This window comes from Streptomyces sp. NPDC005402 (assembly GCF_040606575.1).
In the GTDB taxonomy this organism is placed as follows: Bacteria; Actinomycetota; Actinomycetes; order Streptomycetales; family Streptomycetaceae; genus Streptomyces.
In genome coordinates, this window is the sequence record NZ_JBEXFB010000001.1 from 467,097 (window position 1) to 483,796 (window position 16,700).

Sequence of the window (16,700 nt, forward strand, 5' to 3'; positions counted from 1 at the left end):
TGTTCGGTCTTCCGGGGACAACGAGCCGGCGACTGCGTCCGGTTCGGTGGAGTGGGCCGAGGCGCTAAGCCCGGCTCTTGCCGAAGTAGCGGGCGCGCGCCCGGTCGAGCAGGATGGCGACGCCGAGGACCGCTCCCTGCACCACCTGCTGGTCGTACGGGCTGACCTTGAGGGCGAGCAGGCCGTTGGTGATGAACTCCAGCAGGATCGCGCCGGCCGCGATGCCGGCGATACGGCCCTCGCCGCCGGAGAGCGACATCCCGCCGACCACCGCGGCGGCGATCGCGGTCAGTTCCCAGCCCGCGCCGACGGAGGGGTCGGCCACGTTCATACGGCCGATCACCAGGATGCCGACGACACCGGCAAGGGTGGCGCTGGCGACGTAGGTGGAGGTGATCCGGCGGCCGGTCGGGATGCCCGCGAGCCGGGCGGCTTCCTTGTTGCCGCCGACCGCGTAGATCTGCCGGCCCACGTAGGTGCGCTCCAGCACGAACCAGGCGACGACGGCCGCGCCGACGAAGAACAGTGCGGGGACCGGCACTTCACCGACGTAGTACTGGCTCAGGCTGCTGAACATCGGGTCGAGGTCGTTGATGGGCGAACCGCTGGTGATCGCGAGCGCCGTGCCCTGCGCGACGGTGTAGGTGACCAGGGTGATCACGAAGGGCGGCACGTTCAGGCGGGTGACCATGACGCCGTGCCAAAGGCCGACGCCTGCGGTGATCACCAGCGTGAGCAGGATCGCGACGGGCGCGGGCAGGCCCTCGTTGACGTTCATCCAGCCGGCCAGGATGCCGGCCAGGCCGGCCAGCGCGCCCACGGACAGGTCGATGCCGCCGGTCAGGATGACCAGGGATTCACCGATCGCGAGGATGCCGACCTGCGACAGGTCGCGGCCCATCACCTGGAGGTTGCCCACCGCCGTGTACGTCTCCGCGTTGGCGGCGATCAACACGAACACCACCACGCAGGCGATGATCACGCCGGCCTCCGGGGAGGCGGCGAGTCTGCGGGCGAGGGTCTTCGCGGCCGAACGGGACGGCGGCGCGACCTGGTTCGGGGCGAGCGTGCTCGGCGCGCTCATGCTGTAACTCCGTTCGTCACTTGGTGTGTCTCGAGAGGAGCGGTACCGGCCGCGGCCGTCATGATCCGTTCCTTGGTGGCGTCGGCCCGGTCGATGACCGTGGCCACCCGCCCGTGGTTCATCACCGCGATGCGGTGGCAGATCCACAGCAGTTCCTCCAGTTCGGAGGAGGCGACCACGATCCCCATGCCCTGCTCCGCCGCCTGGTCGATCAGCTTGTAGATCTCCGCCTTCGCGCCGACGTCCACGCCACGGGTGGGCTCGTCGAGCAGCAGCAGGCGCGGTTCGGCGGCGAACGCCCGGCCGAAGATGGCGCGTTGCTGGTTGCCGCCGGACAGCGAGCCGATCGGCTGCTCCACGGACTGCATCCGCACGTTGACGTTCTCGGTGATCCTCCGCGCCTCGGCGCGTTCGCGGCCCGGGCCGAGCAGTCCGCGGGTGCTGATCCGTTTGAGCACCGAGACGACGACGTTGGACCGGATCGAGGCGAACAGGACCAGTGACTGTTCCTTGCGGTCCTCGGGGATCAGCGCGATCCCGGCCTCCACGCCGTCACCGGCGCCCCGTGGCTGGTAGGACTCGCCGCCCAGCCGCATCCGGCCGCCCGTGGCGGGCTGTGCGCCGGCGATCGTGTGGACCAGGCGGCTGCGGCCGGAGCCCATCAGCCCGGCCACGCCGAGGATCTCGCCCTCGCGCACCTCCAGGTCGACGGGTCCGAGACCGTCCGCGGTCAGGCTCTCGACCTGCAGCAGGACCGGGCTCGTCGCCGGCGGTGCCTTGGGTTCGCCCTGGGCGACCTCGCCGCCGACCATCTCGCGGATCAGCCGTTCCTCGGTGGCCTCGGCCGGTTCGAGGTCGGCGACCAGCCTGCCGTTGCGCAGCACCAGAACGCGGTCGCTGATCTCGCGCACCTCGTCGAGACGATGCCCGATGAACAGCACCGTGCCGCCGCGTTCGGCCAGTTGCCGCGCGAGGCCCAGCACCATCTCGGCCTCGACGGGCCCCAGGGAGGAGGTCGGCTCGTCCAGGATCAGCAGTTTGGGTTCGCGGCCCCAGGCCTTCGCGATCTCGATCATCTGGCGGGTCGGCACCGGAAGGGTGCGCACCTCCCGGCCGACTCCTATGGTCTCGGCGGACAGGCCGATCTCCGCCAGCATCGCCTTCGCCTCGGCCCGTTGTGCGGCGCGGTCCACCAGCACCCGGCGCCTCGACTCGCGCGGGCGGCGGCCGAGGAGCAGGTTCTCGGCCACCGACAGCTGGCCGACCAGCGGGAACTCCTGGGAGACCATGGCGACACCGAGCTGACCCGCGGCCTCGGTGGATCCGGCGACCAGGGGCTCGCCCCCGATCAGGATCTCGCCGCCGTCCCGGTGGACCGATCCGGCCAGGGTGCCCATCAGCGTGGACTTCCCGGCACCGTTCTCGCCGACCACGCCGACCACCTGGCCGGCGTACAGGTCGAGTTCCGGCAGGTCCAGGACGCGCACCGGTCCGTAGGACTTGTGCACCCCCCGTAGCCGTGCGGTGACCGCGCGGCCCGGGGCGTTCTTCGTGGCCGTCATGCTCAGCCGATCCCGAGCTTCGACTCGAGGGCCTGGTAGTCGCTCAGGTCCGACTGGGTGACCAGGCCCACGCCGGAGCTCAGGGTCGAACCGTCCTTCTCCAGGTAGGGCTTGACGAGCGCCATCGTCTTGTCCTTGCCGAGCACCTTCTCCGCGGCCAGGATGTACGCCCCGGTGTAGCCCTGCTGGTACGGCATCTGCACGACGGTGCCGGAGATCACGCCGGACTTGATGAACTTCAGCGTCTGGGCGTCGGAGTCGTCGGAGACGATGTGCACCGAGGCCGTCTTGCCCGCCGAGGTGACGGCCTGGGCCAGTGCGGGGCCGTCGTAGGAGTAGACGCCGTAGAGGCCGTTGACGTCCGGGTTGTTGGCGAGGATGGTCTCGGCGTCCGAAGTGGCCGTGCTGGCCTGGAGGTTGTCGTTGACCTTCTGGGCGACCGTGATCTTGGTGCCCTTGAGCGCGTCCTCGAAGCCCTGGATGCGCTGGGTGGCGTTGGACGCGGTGAGCGAGCCGACCAGGATGGCCACCTTGCCCTTGCCGCCGAGGACCTGCTTCATGGCGGTGCCCGCCTGGAAGCCGGCGGTGTAGTTGGGGGTGCCCAGGTAGAGGGAGGCGGCGTCGGTGCCCGGCAGCGGCGAGTCGATCGCCAGGACGCCGATGCCCTTCTGGACGTCGGTGTGGATGGTGCCCGCGGCGGAGGTCGGGTCGATCGCGGAGATCGAGTAGCCGGTGACGCCCTGCGAACGCAGCGTCTCCAGCTCGGAGTTCTGCTCGGTCAGCTTGCCGTTCGGCGGGGCGAAGTAGGTGCACTTGCTCTTCGGGATGCCGAGGTCGGAGCAGCCCTTGAGGAAGCCGACCTGACCGGCCTTCCAGTAGTCGGCGGCCACGTTCACGACCATCGCGATGTCGACCTTGGACAGGTCCTTGCCGGCCAGCGCCGACTTCAGCGCCGCGTCCAGCTTGGCGAGGTTCGCCTGGTTGAAGGTGACCGAACCGGCCAGCGCGACCGGGGCGGCGGCCTTCGTACCGGTCGAGCCGGTGGCGTCGGAGCCGCCCGCGTTCTTGGAGCAGCCGGCGGCGGCGAGCGAGAGGAGCACGGCGGTCGCGGTGACCAGGGTACGGGACCTTCTGTTTCGGATCATGGGTGATCAGCGCCCTTCTAGGCGTGTTGATGTCTGGTGGGTGTCTCGGAACAGGTGGGAACGGGTGGGAACGCTGGGAAAGCACACCGGTGCACGGGCATGCCGGTGCCGGGGAGGCGGGGACGGGTGCGGCCGCTTGGAAGCGGTACGTCGCGTAGGGCGCCGTGGTCGCCGGGCGGGGGGCTCATTCGGAGTGAGCGCGGCGAGGGCGCGGGATGCCTGACGATGACTCAGGGCTCAGGAGGGGCCGGCCGCTCGGGGCGGTGGGCCGAGGTGGAGCTGTCGTACCTCGTGGACGTCACGGCCGACCTCTCACGGTCGGTGCGGCGATGCTCAGTACGGCGTCCGGTTCAACATGCCTTGTCGGCAAGAAGGTTGGCGGCAGGGCGTTAGCGGGGGTCTGTCATGTCGGGCTTTCCGTTCGGTGTCGCGGGCGGGTCGCCGAGGTCCGCACCACGAGGCTGGGCGGGATGACGAGGTGGGGTCTGTCGCCGGACGCCGGGATCCCGGCGTCCGGATCACCGACGATCTCGATCAGCGCACGCAGGGCACGCCGGCCGAGTTCGTCGAAGTCCTGGCGGACGGTGGTCAGCGACGGGCCGAAGTACTCGGTCTCCGGCATGTCGTCGAAACCTACGACGCTGATGTCCTCGGGTACCCGGCGCCCGGCCTGTTGCAGGGCCCGCAGCAGGCCGAGGGCCATGTGGTCGTTGGCGCAGAACACCGCGGTGACCTCGGGGTCGGCGGCGATCCGTCGGCCGTGCTCGAACCCGGTACGGGCGGTCCAGTCGGCGCCGGCCAGCGCCTGGGGCACGGGAGCGCCCCGCTTCTCCAGGGCGCCGCGCCAGCCGGCCTCGCGCTCCTGCGCGTCGAGCCATGAACGCGGCCCGACCAGGTGGTGCACCGTGCGATGGCCGAGGTCGAGCAGATAGGAGGTGGCCAGTTCGGCACCCGCCTCGTTGTCCACGGCGACCGAGGCCAGCGCGGTGTGGGTGCCGCAGCCCACCGCGACCAGGGGGACGTCCGGCGGCACGTTCGCCAGTGCGCCCACCGCCGCGGTCTGCGGCGCGATGACGAGGATGCCCTCCACGCCCTGATTGCGCAGCCGGTCGACGGCGTCCAGTACCGAACGCCGGTCGAGCGTGCCGACCGCGGCCACGGTGACGAAGTACTCGTGCTGTCTGGCCGCCTGCTCGATGCCGTAGAGCATGCAAGCGGGGCCGTACAGCGTGGTGTTGAAGCTGATCACACCCAGGGTGCGGGTGCGGCGTGTCGCCAGGGTGCGGGCGGCGGCGTTGGGCCGGTAGCCGAGTTCGCGGACGGCTGCGAGCACCCGTTCCCGGGTGGTGGCCCGCACGTTCGGGTGATCGTGGAGGACCCGGGAGACGGTCTGGTGCGAGACACCCGCGATCCTGGCGACGTCCGCCATCACCGGTGCGCGATCCCCGTCCATGCTCCGCCTCCTCACGCGCCGTCACGTTTCCGATCGGTTACTTCTCCGGTGGGAGGAGCACGTCGTGCCGAATTGTTAGCGCACACAATCTGCGGGGGTCAAGGTTGTCCCGAGGTCTCACTTTCGCGTTTTTGCGACCCCTATGCCTTTCCGTCTAACCCTTCTGACCTGCCATTACCTCCCCGTTCAAGATCACTTACAGCGCGGCCGCGCACCCGGGTAAACAGACTGCACAGGTTTTGTTTCCGCACTCTTGACTGTTCAACGGTGTTGACCCGCTATTCATCCGGCCGTAAAAAGACGGGGGCGCGGAACCGATCGTTCATTCGCCGACACGCGAGAACGGCACCCGCACAGGTCGCGAGGCCGCCTCACTACACCGCTCTGACCTGCTGTGATGCGCGGAGCGACACCGACCGGCCAACGCAGTGCGCAGTCCGGCCTTCTCCCTCATCGCCCTTCCCGTGCCGCTCGACCGAGTGACGACACCCGAGAGTTCGCATTGTTAGCGCCCACATCGAGTCTCCCGGAGCCTGCGGCGCCGGACGAGAGAAGAACCAACGACGGAAGAGGTTCACAGTGAAAGCTCGAGTGACAGGCCGGCGCCTGAGAGGGCTCCTGCTGACAGTGGGTGCGGTGCTCACCCTGATCGGGGGGATCCTCGCCGGGATCGTCGGCGTCGCGGGCACGGCCCAGGCCGCTTCGTCCCTGCCCTGCGACATCTACGCCTCCGCGGGGACACCGTGCGCCGCGGCGCACAGCACCACACGAGCGCTCTACGCCTCGTACAACGGCTCCCTCTACCAGGTCAAGCGCGCTTCGGACGGCGCGACCACCAACATCGGCGTCCTCAGCGCCGGCGGCTACGCCAACGCCGCGGCGCAGGACTCCTTCTGCTCCGGCACGACCTGCGTCATCACCAAGATCTACGACCAGAGCGCGAACCACAACGATCTGACCATCGAGGGGCCGGGCGGCAACGGCGGACAGGACGTCGGCGCGATCGCCAACGCCCTGCCGGTCACGGTCGGCGGCCACGCGGCGTACGGCGTCTTCGTCTCCGCCGGCGTCGGCTACCGCGACAACAGCACCACCGGCATCGCCACCGGCAGCTCCCCCGAGGGCGCGTACATGGTGACCAGCGGCCACCACGTGAACAACCGGTGCTGCTTCGACTACGGCAACGCCGAGACGTCCGGCAACGACACCGGTAACGGCCACATGGACGCGATCAACTTCGGCACGGAGTGCTGGTTCTCGTGCTCCGGCGCCGGATCGGGCCCCTGGGTCGAGGCCGACCTGGAGAACGGGCTGTTCTTCGGAGGGAACGGAGCCAACTCGAACAACAAGGGCAACTCCAGTGAGTTCGTCACCGCCCTGGAGAAGAACAACGGTACGACGACCTACGCGATCAAGGGCGGCAACGCACAGTCGGGCTCATTGACGACCTGGTACAACGGGGCCCTGCCCAACCTCGGCGGATACACCCCGATGCACCTGGAGGGTGCCATCGTCCTCGGCACCGGCGGTGACAACAGCAACGGATCCGACGGCTCCTTCTTCGAGGGCGTCATGACCTCCGGCTACCCGACCGACGCCGCCGACAACGCCGTACAGGCCAACATCACCTCCGTCGGCTACACCACCCCGGCCGCCACCTTCCCCGTCGCCGGCACCGCCTACCGCCTGACCAACACCAACTCCGGCAAGGTGCTGGACGCGGTGCACTGCGGTACCGCCAACGGGACTTCGGTCGACATCTGGGCCTCGCTCGGCAACACATGCCAGCAGTGGAAGTTCGCCAGTGCGGGCAACGGCCACTACACCATCAGCAACGTCAACAGCGGCACGGTCCTGGACGACAAGAACTGCACACAGAGCAACGGCACGGCCGTCCAACTGTGGGCCTCCCTCGGCAACACCTGCCAGCAGTGGGACGTGACCAAGGCCGGCAGTCACTACACCCTCACCAACGTCAACACCGGCATGGCGCTCGACGTGGCGAACTGCGGGACGACCAACGGCACCGCGGTCCGCCAGTGGCAGCAGCTCGACAACGCCTGCCAGCAGTGGGACATCGCCCCCTGACCGGATGACGGAGTCACCGCGGGTCCGTCGGCCCTCCCCTCCGACGGGCCCGCGCTCGCTCCCCACCGCAGGCGGACCCACCCGCTGCGCGAGGACACCCTCCGGCTGCTCCCGGCCCCCCGTCGCTCCGTCCGTTGCACAGATGAACAAAGGAACTTCCGCATGCCCTCACAACCCGGACCGTCCCGCAGGACCGTCCTGACAGCTCTCGGTGCCGCGTCCCTGGCCGGGACCTTCGCCGCCTCCGCTCCCGCCTCGGCCGCCGAACGCTCGGGCACGACCACGGACGCCGCTGCCGTCGACCTCCCCGCCGCGGCCGCGCATTGGAGCTTCGACGAGGGCTCCGGCACCTCCGCCGCCGACTCGTCCGGCAACGCCCACACCGCCACGCTCCAGGGAGCGGCCGCCTGGGACAGCGGCAAGGTCGGCGCCCACAGCCTGAGTCTCACGGCCGGCGGCAACGCCACCGCGTCCGGGCCCGTCGTCGACACGTCCAAGGCGTTCTCGGTGGCCGCCTGGGTCAACCTCGGTCAACTGGGCGGCTACCAGACCGCCGTGAGCATCGACGGCAAGGTCGTCAGCTCCTTCTACCTGGGGCTGCGCGACGACACCGGCACCTTCGCCTTCGCCCGGCTCGACTCGGACGCCACCCAGAACGCCGCCGTGGCGGCCGCCGCCTCGGCTCCCACCGCCGGCGTCTGGACCCACCTGGTCGGCGTCAGCGACCCCTCGGCCGGTGTCACCCGCCTCTACGTCAACGGCGTCCTGGAAGGCGAGACCGCCTACACCGCGGGCTGGGCCGGCACCGGCGACACCGCCATCGGCCGGGCGCTCTACGGCGGCGGGCACGTGGACCAGTGGCACGGCCTGATCGACGACGTACAGCTGTTCCCGACCGCCCTCACCTCCGATCAGGTGGCGACGCTGGCCGGAGTGCCGGTGGAGACCACGACGCCGCTGCTGAGCGTGGACGTCGCCCACCCCGCGCACGCCGTCTCCCCCATCCTGCCCGGGCTGATGTTCGAGGACATCAACCACTCCGGCGAGGGCGGCATCTACGCCGAGCTGGTGCAGAACCGCTCGATGATGGCCGGCGACAGCGCACCCGTGCACTGGTCCGCCGTAGGCGGGACGACCCTCGCGCTCGACACCACCACGCCCCTCAACGACGTCCTCAAGCGTTCCCTCAAGGTCGTGCTGCCGAGCGGCACCGGCGCCGGCAGCCGGGCCGGGGTGGCCAACGACGGGTTCTGGGGCATACCCGTACGGCCCCGGACCACCTACACCGCCCGGCTGTTCGCCAAGGCGTCGCGCCGGATCGGCCCGCTCACGGTGACCATCGAGTCGGCGGACGGCGCGACGGTGTACGCCTCCGCGCACGTGCCGCACATCGGCACCGCGTTTCCCGACCGTCCCTTCGAACTGACCCTCCGCACCGGTTCGTCCGCCCCCGTCACCGGCGACGCGAGGCTGACCGTCACCACCGCCGACCCCGCCGCCGCGGGCGAGACCCTGTGGCTCCAGCACGTCTCCCTCTTCCCGCCCACCTACAACAACCGCCCCAACGGCCTGCGCATCGACCTGATGGAGAAACTGGTCGCCCTGAAGCCGAAGTTCCTGCGCTTCCCCGGCGGCAACTTCCTCGAGGGCAACACCATCGCGACCCGCTTCAACTGGAAGAACACCATCGGTCCGGTCTGGGAGCGCCCCGGCCACATGGACGACGCGTGGGGCTACTGGTCCACGGACGGACTCGGACTCCTCGAATACCTGGAATGGGTCGAGGACATGCGTGCCCAGCCGGTCCTCGCCGTCTTCGCCGGCTACGCGCTCAAGGGCGAACACGTCACCGGCGACGCGCTCAAGCCGTACATCCAGGACGCTCTCGACGAGATCGAGTACGTCACGGGCCCGGTCACCAGCACATGGGGCGCTCGGCGTGCGGCCGACGGCCACCCGAAGCCGTTCCCGCTGGAGTTCGTGGAGATCGGCAACGAGGACTGGTTCGACTCCTCCGGGTCCTACGACGAGCGGTTCGCGGCGTTCCACGACGCGATCAAGGCGAAGTACCCGCAGCTGAAGCTGATCGCCTCGACGTCGGTGACGAGCCGCACGCCGGACCTGATCGACGAGCACTACTACCTCGCGCCGTCCGCCGCGCAGGCCTCCACCCACAAGTACGACAACAGGGACCGCGATTCGACGAAGGTCTTCGTCGGTGAGTGGGCCGCACAGGAGGGCCGCCCCACCCCCGACCTCAACGCCGCACTGGGCGACGCCGCCTGGCTGGCCGGACTGATCCGCAACTCGGACCAGGTCCTCATGGAGTGCTACGCGCCGTTGTTCTCCCACGTCAAGGACAACGTCTGGGCGACCAACCTGATCGCCTACGACAACCTGACCAGCTACGTGTCACCCAGCTACTGGGCGCAGCAGATGCTGACGAGCAGGCTGGGCGACACGGTGCTGCCGGCCACCGCACGCGCGCTGCCCGGCCTCGCCACGGTGGCCACCCGCGCCGGAAACCGCCTCTACGTCGCGGTCGTCAACTCCGGCACGGAGAAGGTGAGCGTGCCGGTCGAACTGAAGGGCCTGGCCAAGGGAGTCAGGAAGAGCGCCACGGCCACCGTCCTGACCGGCCCCTCGCGCACCACCACGAACACGCTGACCGACCCCGCGGCGCTCGTGCCCAGGACGAGCACCGTCACCGGGGCCGCGGCGGCCTTCACCAGCACCGTGCCGCCCCTGTCCGTCACCGTTCTGGAGCTCGTCCTGACGTGACGAACGGAGTGGAGCCGCCCCCTCGGGGAACTGCTCCACGGGCGCCGGGCCCTCGCGCGGTCTGCGGAGGGTCCGGCGCTTCGTCCTACGGCAGCTGCCAGTTCACCGGCTGCGCCCCTTGGCCGACCAGCAGGTCATTGGCCCGGCTGAACGGGCGGGAACCGAAGAAGCCGCGGTCCGCCGACATCGGTGAGGGATGGGCCGACTCGATCGCCGGGAGGTCACCGAGAAGGGGACGGAGATTACGGGCGTCACGCCCCCACAGGATCGACACCAGCGGCTTCCCGCGCGCCGCCAACGCCCGGATGGCCTGCTCGGTGACCTCCTCCCAGCCCTGCCCGCGGTGTGCGCCGGGCTTGCGCGGGGCTGTCGTCAGCGCCCTGTTGAGCAGCAGCACGCCCTGCTCGGTCCACGGCGTCAGGTCACCGTTCGACGGCCTGGGCAGCCCCAGGTCGGAGTGCATCTCCCGGAAGATGTTCTCCAGACTCCCCGGCAGGGAACGCACCTCGGGCGCCACCGCGAAACTCAACCCGATCGCCATTCCCGGCGTGGGATAGGGATCCTGGCCCACGATCAGGACGCGGACGTCGTCGAAGGGCTGCTGGAAAGCCCTCAGGACGTTGGCCCCGGCCGGCAGATAGGTCCGGCCCGCCGCTATCTCGGCCCGGAGGAAGTCCCCCATGCCCGCGATACGTTCGGCCACAGGGTCAAGAGCCTTCGCCCAGCCTGCTTCGACAAGTTCATACAAGGGTCGTGGTGCCACGGCGCGTCACTCTACTGGCACACACGGACGCCCCGCATACCCAGGGAAGACGCCCCGCACGGGCCGTGCCGCAGGCGCTACTCTTCCTCCGCGTCGAGCTCTTCGAGCCGGTCGCCCAGATCACGCGGCCGGTCATCGGTCGGTCATCGGGAAGGAGGGGCGCCTCCCTCATGGCAGCCCACCGCGGTTGCGGGGACGGATTCCTCGCCGTCGACTCCGGCGGCTCCGGTCTGCGGATCGTCGTCGGCACCCCCGGCCGGGGGACCACGGCGCCGCGGGAGTCGCGGGTGCCGGTCCGGACAGGTCCGCGCGGCATCGATCCGGGGCATCTGATGGAGCAACTGGTGCCGATGGTCCGGGCGTCACTCCCCGAGGCGGGGGTGAGCGGGCTCGGCACCGCCGTCGTCGGGGCGGCCGGTCTCGCGACCCTGGGCGACGCCCTGCGGGATGAGCTTCCCGCCGCGCTGGAGCGGGAGTTCGGGGTCCGGACCGTCGCGCTCGCCGCCGACGCGGTGACCGCCTACACCGGCGCTCTCGGACCGCGCTCCGGTGCGGTCGTCGCCGCCGGTACCGGTCTCGTCGCGATCGGCACCGACCTCAAGTCCTGGCGCCGGGCGGACGGCTGGGGCCATCTGCTGGGCGACTGCGGCGGCGGCGCGTGGATCGGGCGGGCCGGCCTGGAGGCCGCCCTGCGTGCCCACGACGGGCGGCCTGGGGGCTCGACGGCGCTGCTGGCCCGGGCCGAGGAGTCGTTCGGACCGGTACGGGAGCTGCCCGGCAGGCTGTACCCGCGTACGGACCGGCCCGCCGTACTCGCCTCCTTCGCGCCCCAAGTCGCGGCGGCCTGCGCCGAGGGCGACCCGGTGGCCGGGGAAATCCTGCGCGAGGCGGCCCGGCACATGGCCGAGTCGGCGGCCGCGGTCTGTCCGGCGGAGGGCGAGACACATGTCAGCCTCATCGGTGGCTTGTTCAGGATGGGTGCCGCCCTCGTCGTACCCCTGGAGGATGAGCTGGAGCGCCTGCTGCCGCACGCGCGGCGGGTTCCGGCGGCGGGCGGGCCGTTGGAGGGATCCGTACAGATCGCCACAGAACTGGCGCGGGGTTCGCTCACCCTGCCGCTCGACGAGGCGATGTTGTACGTGGTGAGCCCAAAGAGGGGCTGAACCGGACGTAACTCATCAGACAAAACCGGACGGATACCGCTCACCTGCACCCTCCCCGAACAGGGAAGCCCAGGAAGCCAGTAACATGCGTCGCCATGAGCTCCCCCACTGGGCCCGCGTCCGGCCTGCCAGTACGAATGCCGCGACCTCGCCAGCCCGGGCGGCACCGCCGACCCGAGCCCCTGGCGGCTCCCGAGGGCGCGCCCGCGCTCGTCCTCGCGGTGCCGGGCACGCCAGGCGCGGCCACGCGCGGCCTCGCCGAGGAGGTCGTGAGCATCGCCCGCTCCGAACTGCCCGGCCTCGACGCGCGGATCGGCTACCTGGACGGGGACGACGCGGAGTTCCCCACGCTCCAGGCCGTGCTGGCCCACACCGCCGTCGAACGCACCGCGCGTTACGAGCAGGCCAAGGCCGCCGGCGTGGACGTCAGGGAGCCCGAGGGCCCCGTCGCCGTCGTCGTGCCGCTGCTCGCCGGGCCGGACAGCTCGCTGCTGCGCCGGATCCGCCAGGCCGTGATGGACAGCCGGATCGCGGCCGACCTCACCGACGTGCTGGGCCCGCACCCGCTGCTCGCCGAGGCGCTGCACGTGCGTCTGTCGGAGGCCGGGCTGGCCCGCGCCGACCGCGCTCGCCTGTTCGCCGTGACGACCGCCGCGGACGGCATCATCCTGGGCGCGGTGGGCGGCGAGGAGGCCGTGCAGGCGGCCGGGATCACCGGCATGCTGCTCGCCGCGCGGCTGGCCGTGCCGGTGATGGCGGCGGCGCTCGACCAGGACGGCTCGATCGCGTCCATCGCCGAGCAGCTGCGGTCCTCCGGTTCGCAGCAGCTGGCGCTCGCCCCGTACCTGATAGGGCCGGAGATCGACCCCGCCGTGATCGAGGAGGCCGCCAAGGAGGCCGGCTGCTCCGCCGCCGAGCCGCTCGGCCCCTACCCGGCGATCGGCAAGCTCGTCCTCGCCAAGTACACGACCGCGCTGGGCATCGCCCCGCAGCAGGCACAGGGCGCCCCGGTGCGCTGAGCGCACGCGCCGTGACCGCGACACCGAAAGGGCCCGCCCCATCCGTCGGAGCGGGCCCTTCGGCGTGCGGAGCCCGGGATCAGCCGAAGATCACACAGGACGCGGCAGGTACCTCGATCGAGCCCTCGTACCTGGGCAGACCGGTCGCCGGGTCCACGGCGAACCAGGTCACCTCGCCGGAGCGTTCGTTCGCCACGTACAGGAATCCGCCGGACTGCGCGAGGGCCCGGGGCCAGCGGCCGCCGCAGATGACCGTGCCGACCAGGCGCAGGGTGTCGCCCTCGACGGCGAAGGTGGACAGGACGTCCTCGCCCCGGGTGGCGGTCCACACGAACCGGCCGTCGGGGGACGTGACGACACCTGACGGGTACGCGTCGCCCGAAGGAGCGCCCGACAGCACAGGGACCTCACTCAGGGGCTTCAGCGAGCCTTCCTCGGCGTTCCAGCGGCACACGGTGAGGGTCGGGCTGAGCTCGTTGAGGACGTAGGCGCGGGTGCCGTCGGGGTGGAAGGCCAGGTGGCGCGGGCCCGAGCCGGGGCGCAGGGCGATCTCGCGGTGTACGTCGAGCCCCCCGTCCATCAGGGCGCACACCCGCACGGAGTCCGTGCCGAGGTCGACGCTGACGATCCACCGCCCGCTCGGGTCGGGCTGCACCTGGTGGGCGTGCGGGCCCTGCTGGCGGGACGGGTGCGGGCCCGAGCCGGTGTGCCGGAGCACGCGGGAGGGGGCGGGGGCGAGGGAGCCGTCGCGGCGCAGCGGCAGGGTGGTGACGCTGCCGGAACCGTAGTTGGCGGTGAGGACGTGTCCGGCGTGCACGGAGAGGTGCGTCGGCCCGTTCCCGTCCACCGCCACCGGCGGGCCGGCCGGCTGGGGCCGGTCGCCGGTCACCCGGTACGCGGCCACCGCGCCCTCGGCCGTCTCGCTGACCGCGTACAGCACGTCCCCGTCGGCCGACAGGGCCAGATACGACGGATCGGGTACGCCGTTCAGACCGCTCAGCACCCTCAGCGCACCCGTGCCCGGGGCCACCGCCGCCGTGACGATGCCGGGGCCTCCCGCCGCCGTGAACGATCCGATCCAGGCCCGTCGCCGCCCGCCGCCGTCTGCCACAGTCGTCCCCTCTCGGTCTGTGCCGTCGGGGCGACGGTAGCAGTCGATCAGCACCGGTCTAGACCAACCCCGGTTTCACGGGTCGCTCACGGGCATGGCGGCGTGGGTTCAGGCTCCCACCAGCGGTGAGCTCCGCAGGGGCGACCCGGTCGGCGTCCGCAGGGGCGCCGCCAGCTCCGCGAGCGCCCGCTCCAGTCCGTGCAGATGGGCCAGTGCGGGCTCCTCGGCGAGCGGACGGTCCGCCACCGGGAAGTCCCTGCCGTCCGTGAGCGCCTCCACCGCGGTCTCCACCCGTCGGCACGCGGTGGTCAGGCGGGTGTCGTGCGAGGCCTCGGGGTCGGCGGCGACGGTGACCAGGCCCCGGATCTCCCGGGCGCAGTCGTCGAGGAGGGCCAGGACGTGGCGGGCGCGTCGCTTGCGGCCCCGCAGGGGGTTGAGGGGGTGGACCAGCGGGGCCACCGAGAGGCGGACCCGGCCGAGCAGGTGCTCCAGTTCGGCCACGCGGCCGCCCGGGTCGGCGCCCGGCACACCCGCGAGGCGGGCCGCCGCCTCGGCGGTGCAGGCGTGGACGCAGCGCAGGGCGCGCTGGATCCAGGCGTCGGTCACGCTGTGAGTGGTGATCGGCAGGACGAACAGCACCGCCAGGACCGCCCCGGCCGCACCCACCCCGGTCTCCGCGAACCGCAACGCCAGCAGGCCGGGGTTCAGCACGCCGAGCAGGCCGTAGAGGAGCTCGGCGAGCAGGGTGACCCAGAGCATCATCCACGTGTACGAGACCGCGGCCGTGTAGAAGATGCCGAAGACGCAGACGGCGACCAGCACGGCCGTGGGCACCGGCGCCCCGTGCAGCGGTACGGCGAGGAGCAGACCGAGGCCGATGCCGAGCACCGTGCCGAGGACGCGGCGGAAGCCGCGCACCAGGGTCTCGCCGCGCGAGGTGGTGTTCACGAAGATCCACCAGGTGGCGCCGACGGCCCAGTACCAGCGCTGACCGGAGACCAGCTGGCCGACGACGAGGGCGAAGCCCGCCCCTGCCATGGCCTGGACCGCCTGCCGGGTGGTCGCACGGGCGAGGCCGGTACCGGCGGGCGGGACGGGCACGGGGGCCGGGGGCAGCCGGCGCTCGTAGCACCACAGGCCGAAGCGGACCGCGGCGGCGGTGAGCACGGACAGCAGGACCGCGGCGTAGAGCTCGGGCAGCCGGTCGGTGGACGCGTGCAGGAACTGCGCCACGAAGAAGGTCATGAACGCGAAGACGCCGAGGCTGTGTCCGCGCGGGCCCCAGCGCCGGGCGTACCCGCCCGCGCCGACCACGGCGAGGAAGGCGAGGTCTCGGGCGACGGGGTGGACGTGGAGCTCTGCCGCGGCGGTGAGGACGGGGAGGCCGACGGCGGGCAGCAGGGCGGTGGTGAGCGCCTGCCCCCGGACGGTGGCGTCCGTGACGGTGAACAGGGCGAGCAGCGCGGCGAGGCCGCCGGTGACGGCACCGGCGAGCGAGTGGCCCGCGAGGCCGCACACCACGACGGCGAGGCCGATGCCGAGCACCGCCCGCGCGGCGAAGCGCAGCCGGACCCGGCCAGGATCCGGCGCCGTGAACACCCTCTTCAGCACGTACCGCCCCCTGAGATTCTTGGACACCGGCATGGAAAAGGCGCCGCGGGGTTCGCAGCGCCATCGACGGGCTCATTGCAGCATCCTCACCGCTGTCGGCTCAAGCGCGGTCGAATATGCTGGGCCATCGGTACAGCGGAGACGGTCCTGGAGCGTCCACCGGAGAGCCAAAGGACCAGGCACGAGGAGGCCGAACGCCATGGCCGTGGACGAGCTCGACACCCGGATCCTGCGTTTGCTGCTGGAGCAGCCGCGGACCAGCGTGCGGGAGTACGCGCGGATCCTCGGCGTGGCGCGAGGCACCTTGCAGGCGCGGCTCGACCGCCTGGAGCGGGACGGGGTGATCACCGGCACGGGGCCCTCGCTGTCGCCTGCCGCGCTCGGGCATCCGGTGCTGGCGTTCGTGCACATCGAGGTGACCCAGGGGCGGCTCGACGACGTGGGGGACGCGCTGGCCGCCGTTCCGGAGATCGTCGAGGCGTTCTCGATCGCGGGTGGCGGTGATCTGCTGACGCGGGTCGTGGCGCGGGACAACGCTCACCTGGAGGACGTGATCCAGAAGGTGATCAGCCTGCCGGGTGTGGTGCGGACGCGCACCGAGGTGGCGCTGCGGGAGCGGGTCCCTCACCGGCTGCTGCCGCTGGTGGAGTCGGTCGGGCGCGCTGCCCGGAGTTGATCTTCGACATCCTGGACAGCGAGCCGAGCGACCACGAAGTGGGTCGGCGGACCCTCGCCCAGCGCGGCGTCCCGGACTTCACCGCGGGCTCGCCCTCTGCTTCACGATCCGAGTCGCCTGCACCGCCTGACCGGAACTCACCGCTCCGGACCCGTTGACCCTCACCCGCCTCCTCCCTATCGTCTGGTCGATCACTCGCACATCGTTCGAAATATCGTCATCCCTGTCGTGAGCGACAACGCGG

At 71.3% G+C, this 16,700-nt stretch carries 12 protein-coding genes; 5 read left to right on the plus strand and 7 right to left on the minus strand.

Annotation, left to right across the window (positions count from 1 at the left end):
• Nucleotides 1-64 precede the first annotated feature (64 nt).
• From ABZT02_RS02155 to ABZT02_RS02170, 4 genes are all read right to left on the minus strand, one after another.
• The gene (locus tag ABZT02_RS02155) at nucleotides 65-1,084 is read right to left on the minus strand and encodes an ABC transporter permease (RefSeq protein WP_356013284.1); all 1,020 of its coding nucleotides are present in this window, start codon (nucleotides 1,082-1,084) and stop codon (nucleotides 65-67) included.
• Nucleotides 1,081-2,646 (minus strand): sugar ABC transporter ATP-binding protein, encoded by a 1,566-nt coding sequence (locus ABZT02_RS02160; RefSeq protein ID WP_356013285.1) that lies wholly within the window; start codon nucleotides 2,644-2,646, stop codon nucleotides 1,081-1,083. The genes ABZT02_RS02155 and ABZT02_RS02160 overlap by 4 nt, the downstream gene beginning before the upstream one ends.
• Nucleotides 2,647-2,648: 2 nt before the next feature.
• The gene (locus ABZT02_RS02165) at nucleotides 2,649-3,791 is read right to left on the minus strand and encodes a substrate-binding domain-containing protein (protein WP_356013287.1); all 1,143 of its coding nucleotides are present in this window, start codon (nucleotides 3,789-3,791) and stop codon (nucleotides 2,649-2,651) included.
• Nucleotides 3,792-4,194: 403 nt separating this feature from the next.
• Nucleotides 4,195-5,244, minus strand: a complete 1,050-nt coding sequence (locus tag ABZT02_RS02170; protein WP_356013288.1) for a substrate-binding domain-containing protein — start codon at nucleotides 5,242-5,244, stop codon at nucleotides 4,195-4,197.
• A 636-nt stretch (nucleotides 5,245-5,880) separates the two neighbouring features.
• On the opposite strand from ABZT02_RS02170, the gene ABZT02_RS02175 reads away from it, so the two are divergent.
• Together ABZT02_RS02175 and ABZT02_RS02180 are read left to right on the plus strand one after the other, a co-directional pair.
• A complete protein-coding gene (locus ABZT02_RS02175; RefSeq protein WP_356013290.1) occupies nucleotides 5,881-7,332 on the plus strand; it encodes an arabinofuranosidase catalytic domain-containing protein in 1,452 nt (483 codons plus the stop codon).
• Nucleotides 7,333-7,494: 162 nt separating this feature from the next.
• Nucleotides 7,495-10,113, plus strand: a complete 2,619-nt coding sequence (locus tag ABZT02_RS02180) for a LamG-like jellyroll fold domain-containing protein (RefSeq protein ID WP_356013291.1) — start codon at nucleotides 7,495-7,497, stop codon at nucleotides 10,111-10,113.
• Between the two features lie 85 nt (nucleotides 10,114-10,198).
• Here the strand turns inward: ABZT02_RS02180 and ABZT02_RS02185 are convergent, their stop codons facing one another.
• A complete protein-coding gene (locus ABZT02_RS02185) occupies nucleotides 10,199-10,876 on the minus strand; it encodes a uracil-DNA glycosylase (RefSeq protein ID WP_356013292.1) in 678 nt (225 codons plus the stop codon).
• A gap of 170 nt (nucleotides 10,877-11,046) precedes the next feature.
• Here ABZT02_RS02185 and ABZT02_RS02190 point away from each other — a divergent pair, with 170 nt between their 5' ends.
• Together ABZT02_RS02190 and ABZT02_RS02195 are read left to right on the plus strand one after the other, a co-directional pair.
• Nucleotides 11,047-12,039, plus strand: a complete 993-nt coding sequence (locus ABZT02_RS02190; protein ID WP_356013295.1) for a BadF/BadG/BcrA/BcrD ATPase family protein — start codon at nucleotides 11,047-11,049, stop codon at nucleotides 12,037-12,039.
• A gap of 95 nt (nucleotides 12,040-12,134) precedes the next feature.
• Nucleotides 12,135-13,058: a hypothetical protein gene (locus ABZT02_RS02195; RefSeq protein WP_356013297.1), complete on the plus strand. Its 924-nt coding sequence runs from the start codon at nucleotides 12,135-12,137 to the stop codon at nucleotides 13,056-13,058.
• Between the two features lie 79 nt (nucleotides 13,059-13,137).
• Here the strand turns inward: ABZT02_RS02195 and ABZT02_RS02200 are convergent, their stop codons facing one another.
• Both ABZT02_RS02200 and ABZT02_RS02205 read right to left on the minus strand, forming a co-directional pair.
• The gene (locus ABZT02_RS02200; RefSeq protein ID WP_356013299.1) at nucleotides 13,138-14,169 is read right to left on the minus strand and encodes a lactonase family protein; all 1,032 of its coding nucleotides are present in this window, start codon (nucleotides 14,167-14,169) and stop codon (nucleotides 13,138-13,140) included.
• A gap of 108 nt (nucleotides 14,170-14,277) precedes the next feature.
• Nucleotides 14,278-15,780 carry an FUSC family protein gene (locus tag ABZT02_RS02205; protein ID WP_356013301.1) on the minus strand — a complete coding sequence of 501 codons (1,503 nt, stop codon included), beginning with the start codon at nucleotides 15,778-15,780 and terminating at the stop codon, nucleotides 14,278-14,280.
• Nucleotides 15,781-15,979: 199 nt separating this feature from the next.
• On the opposite strand from ABZT02_RS02205, the gene ABZT02_RS02210 reads away from it, so the two are divergent.
• Complete coding sequence (locus tag ABZT02_RS02210; protein ID WP_355749639.1) at nucleotides 15,980-16,456, plus strand: Lrp/AsnC family transcriptional regulator; 477 nt, start codon at nucleotides 15,980-15,982, stop codon at nucleotides 16,454-16,456.
• The last annotated feature ends 244 nt before the right edge of the window (nucleotides 16,457-16,700 follow it).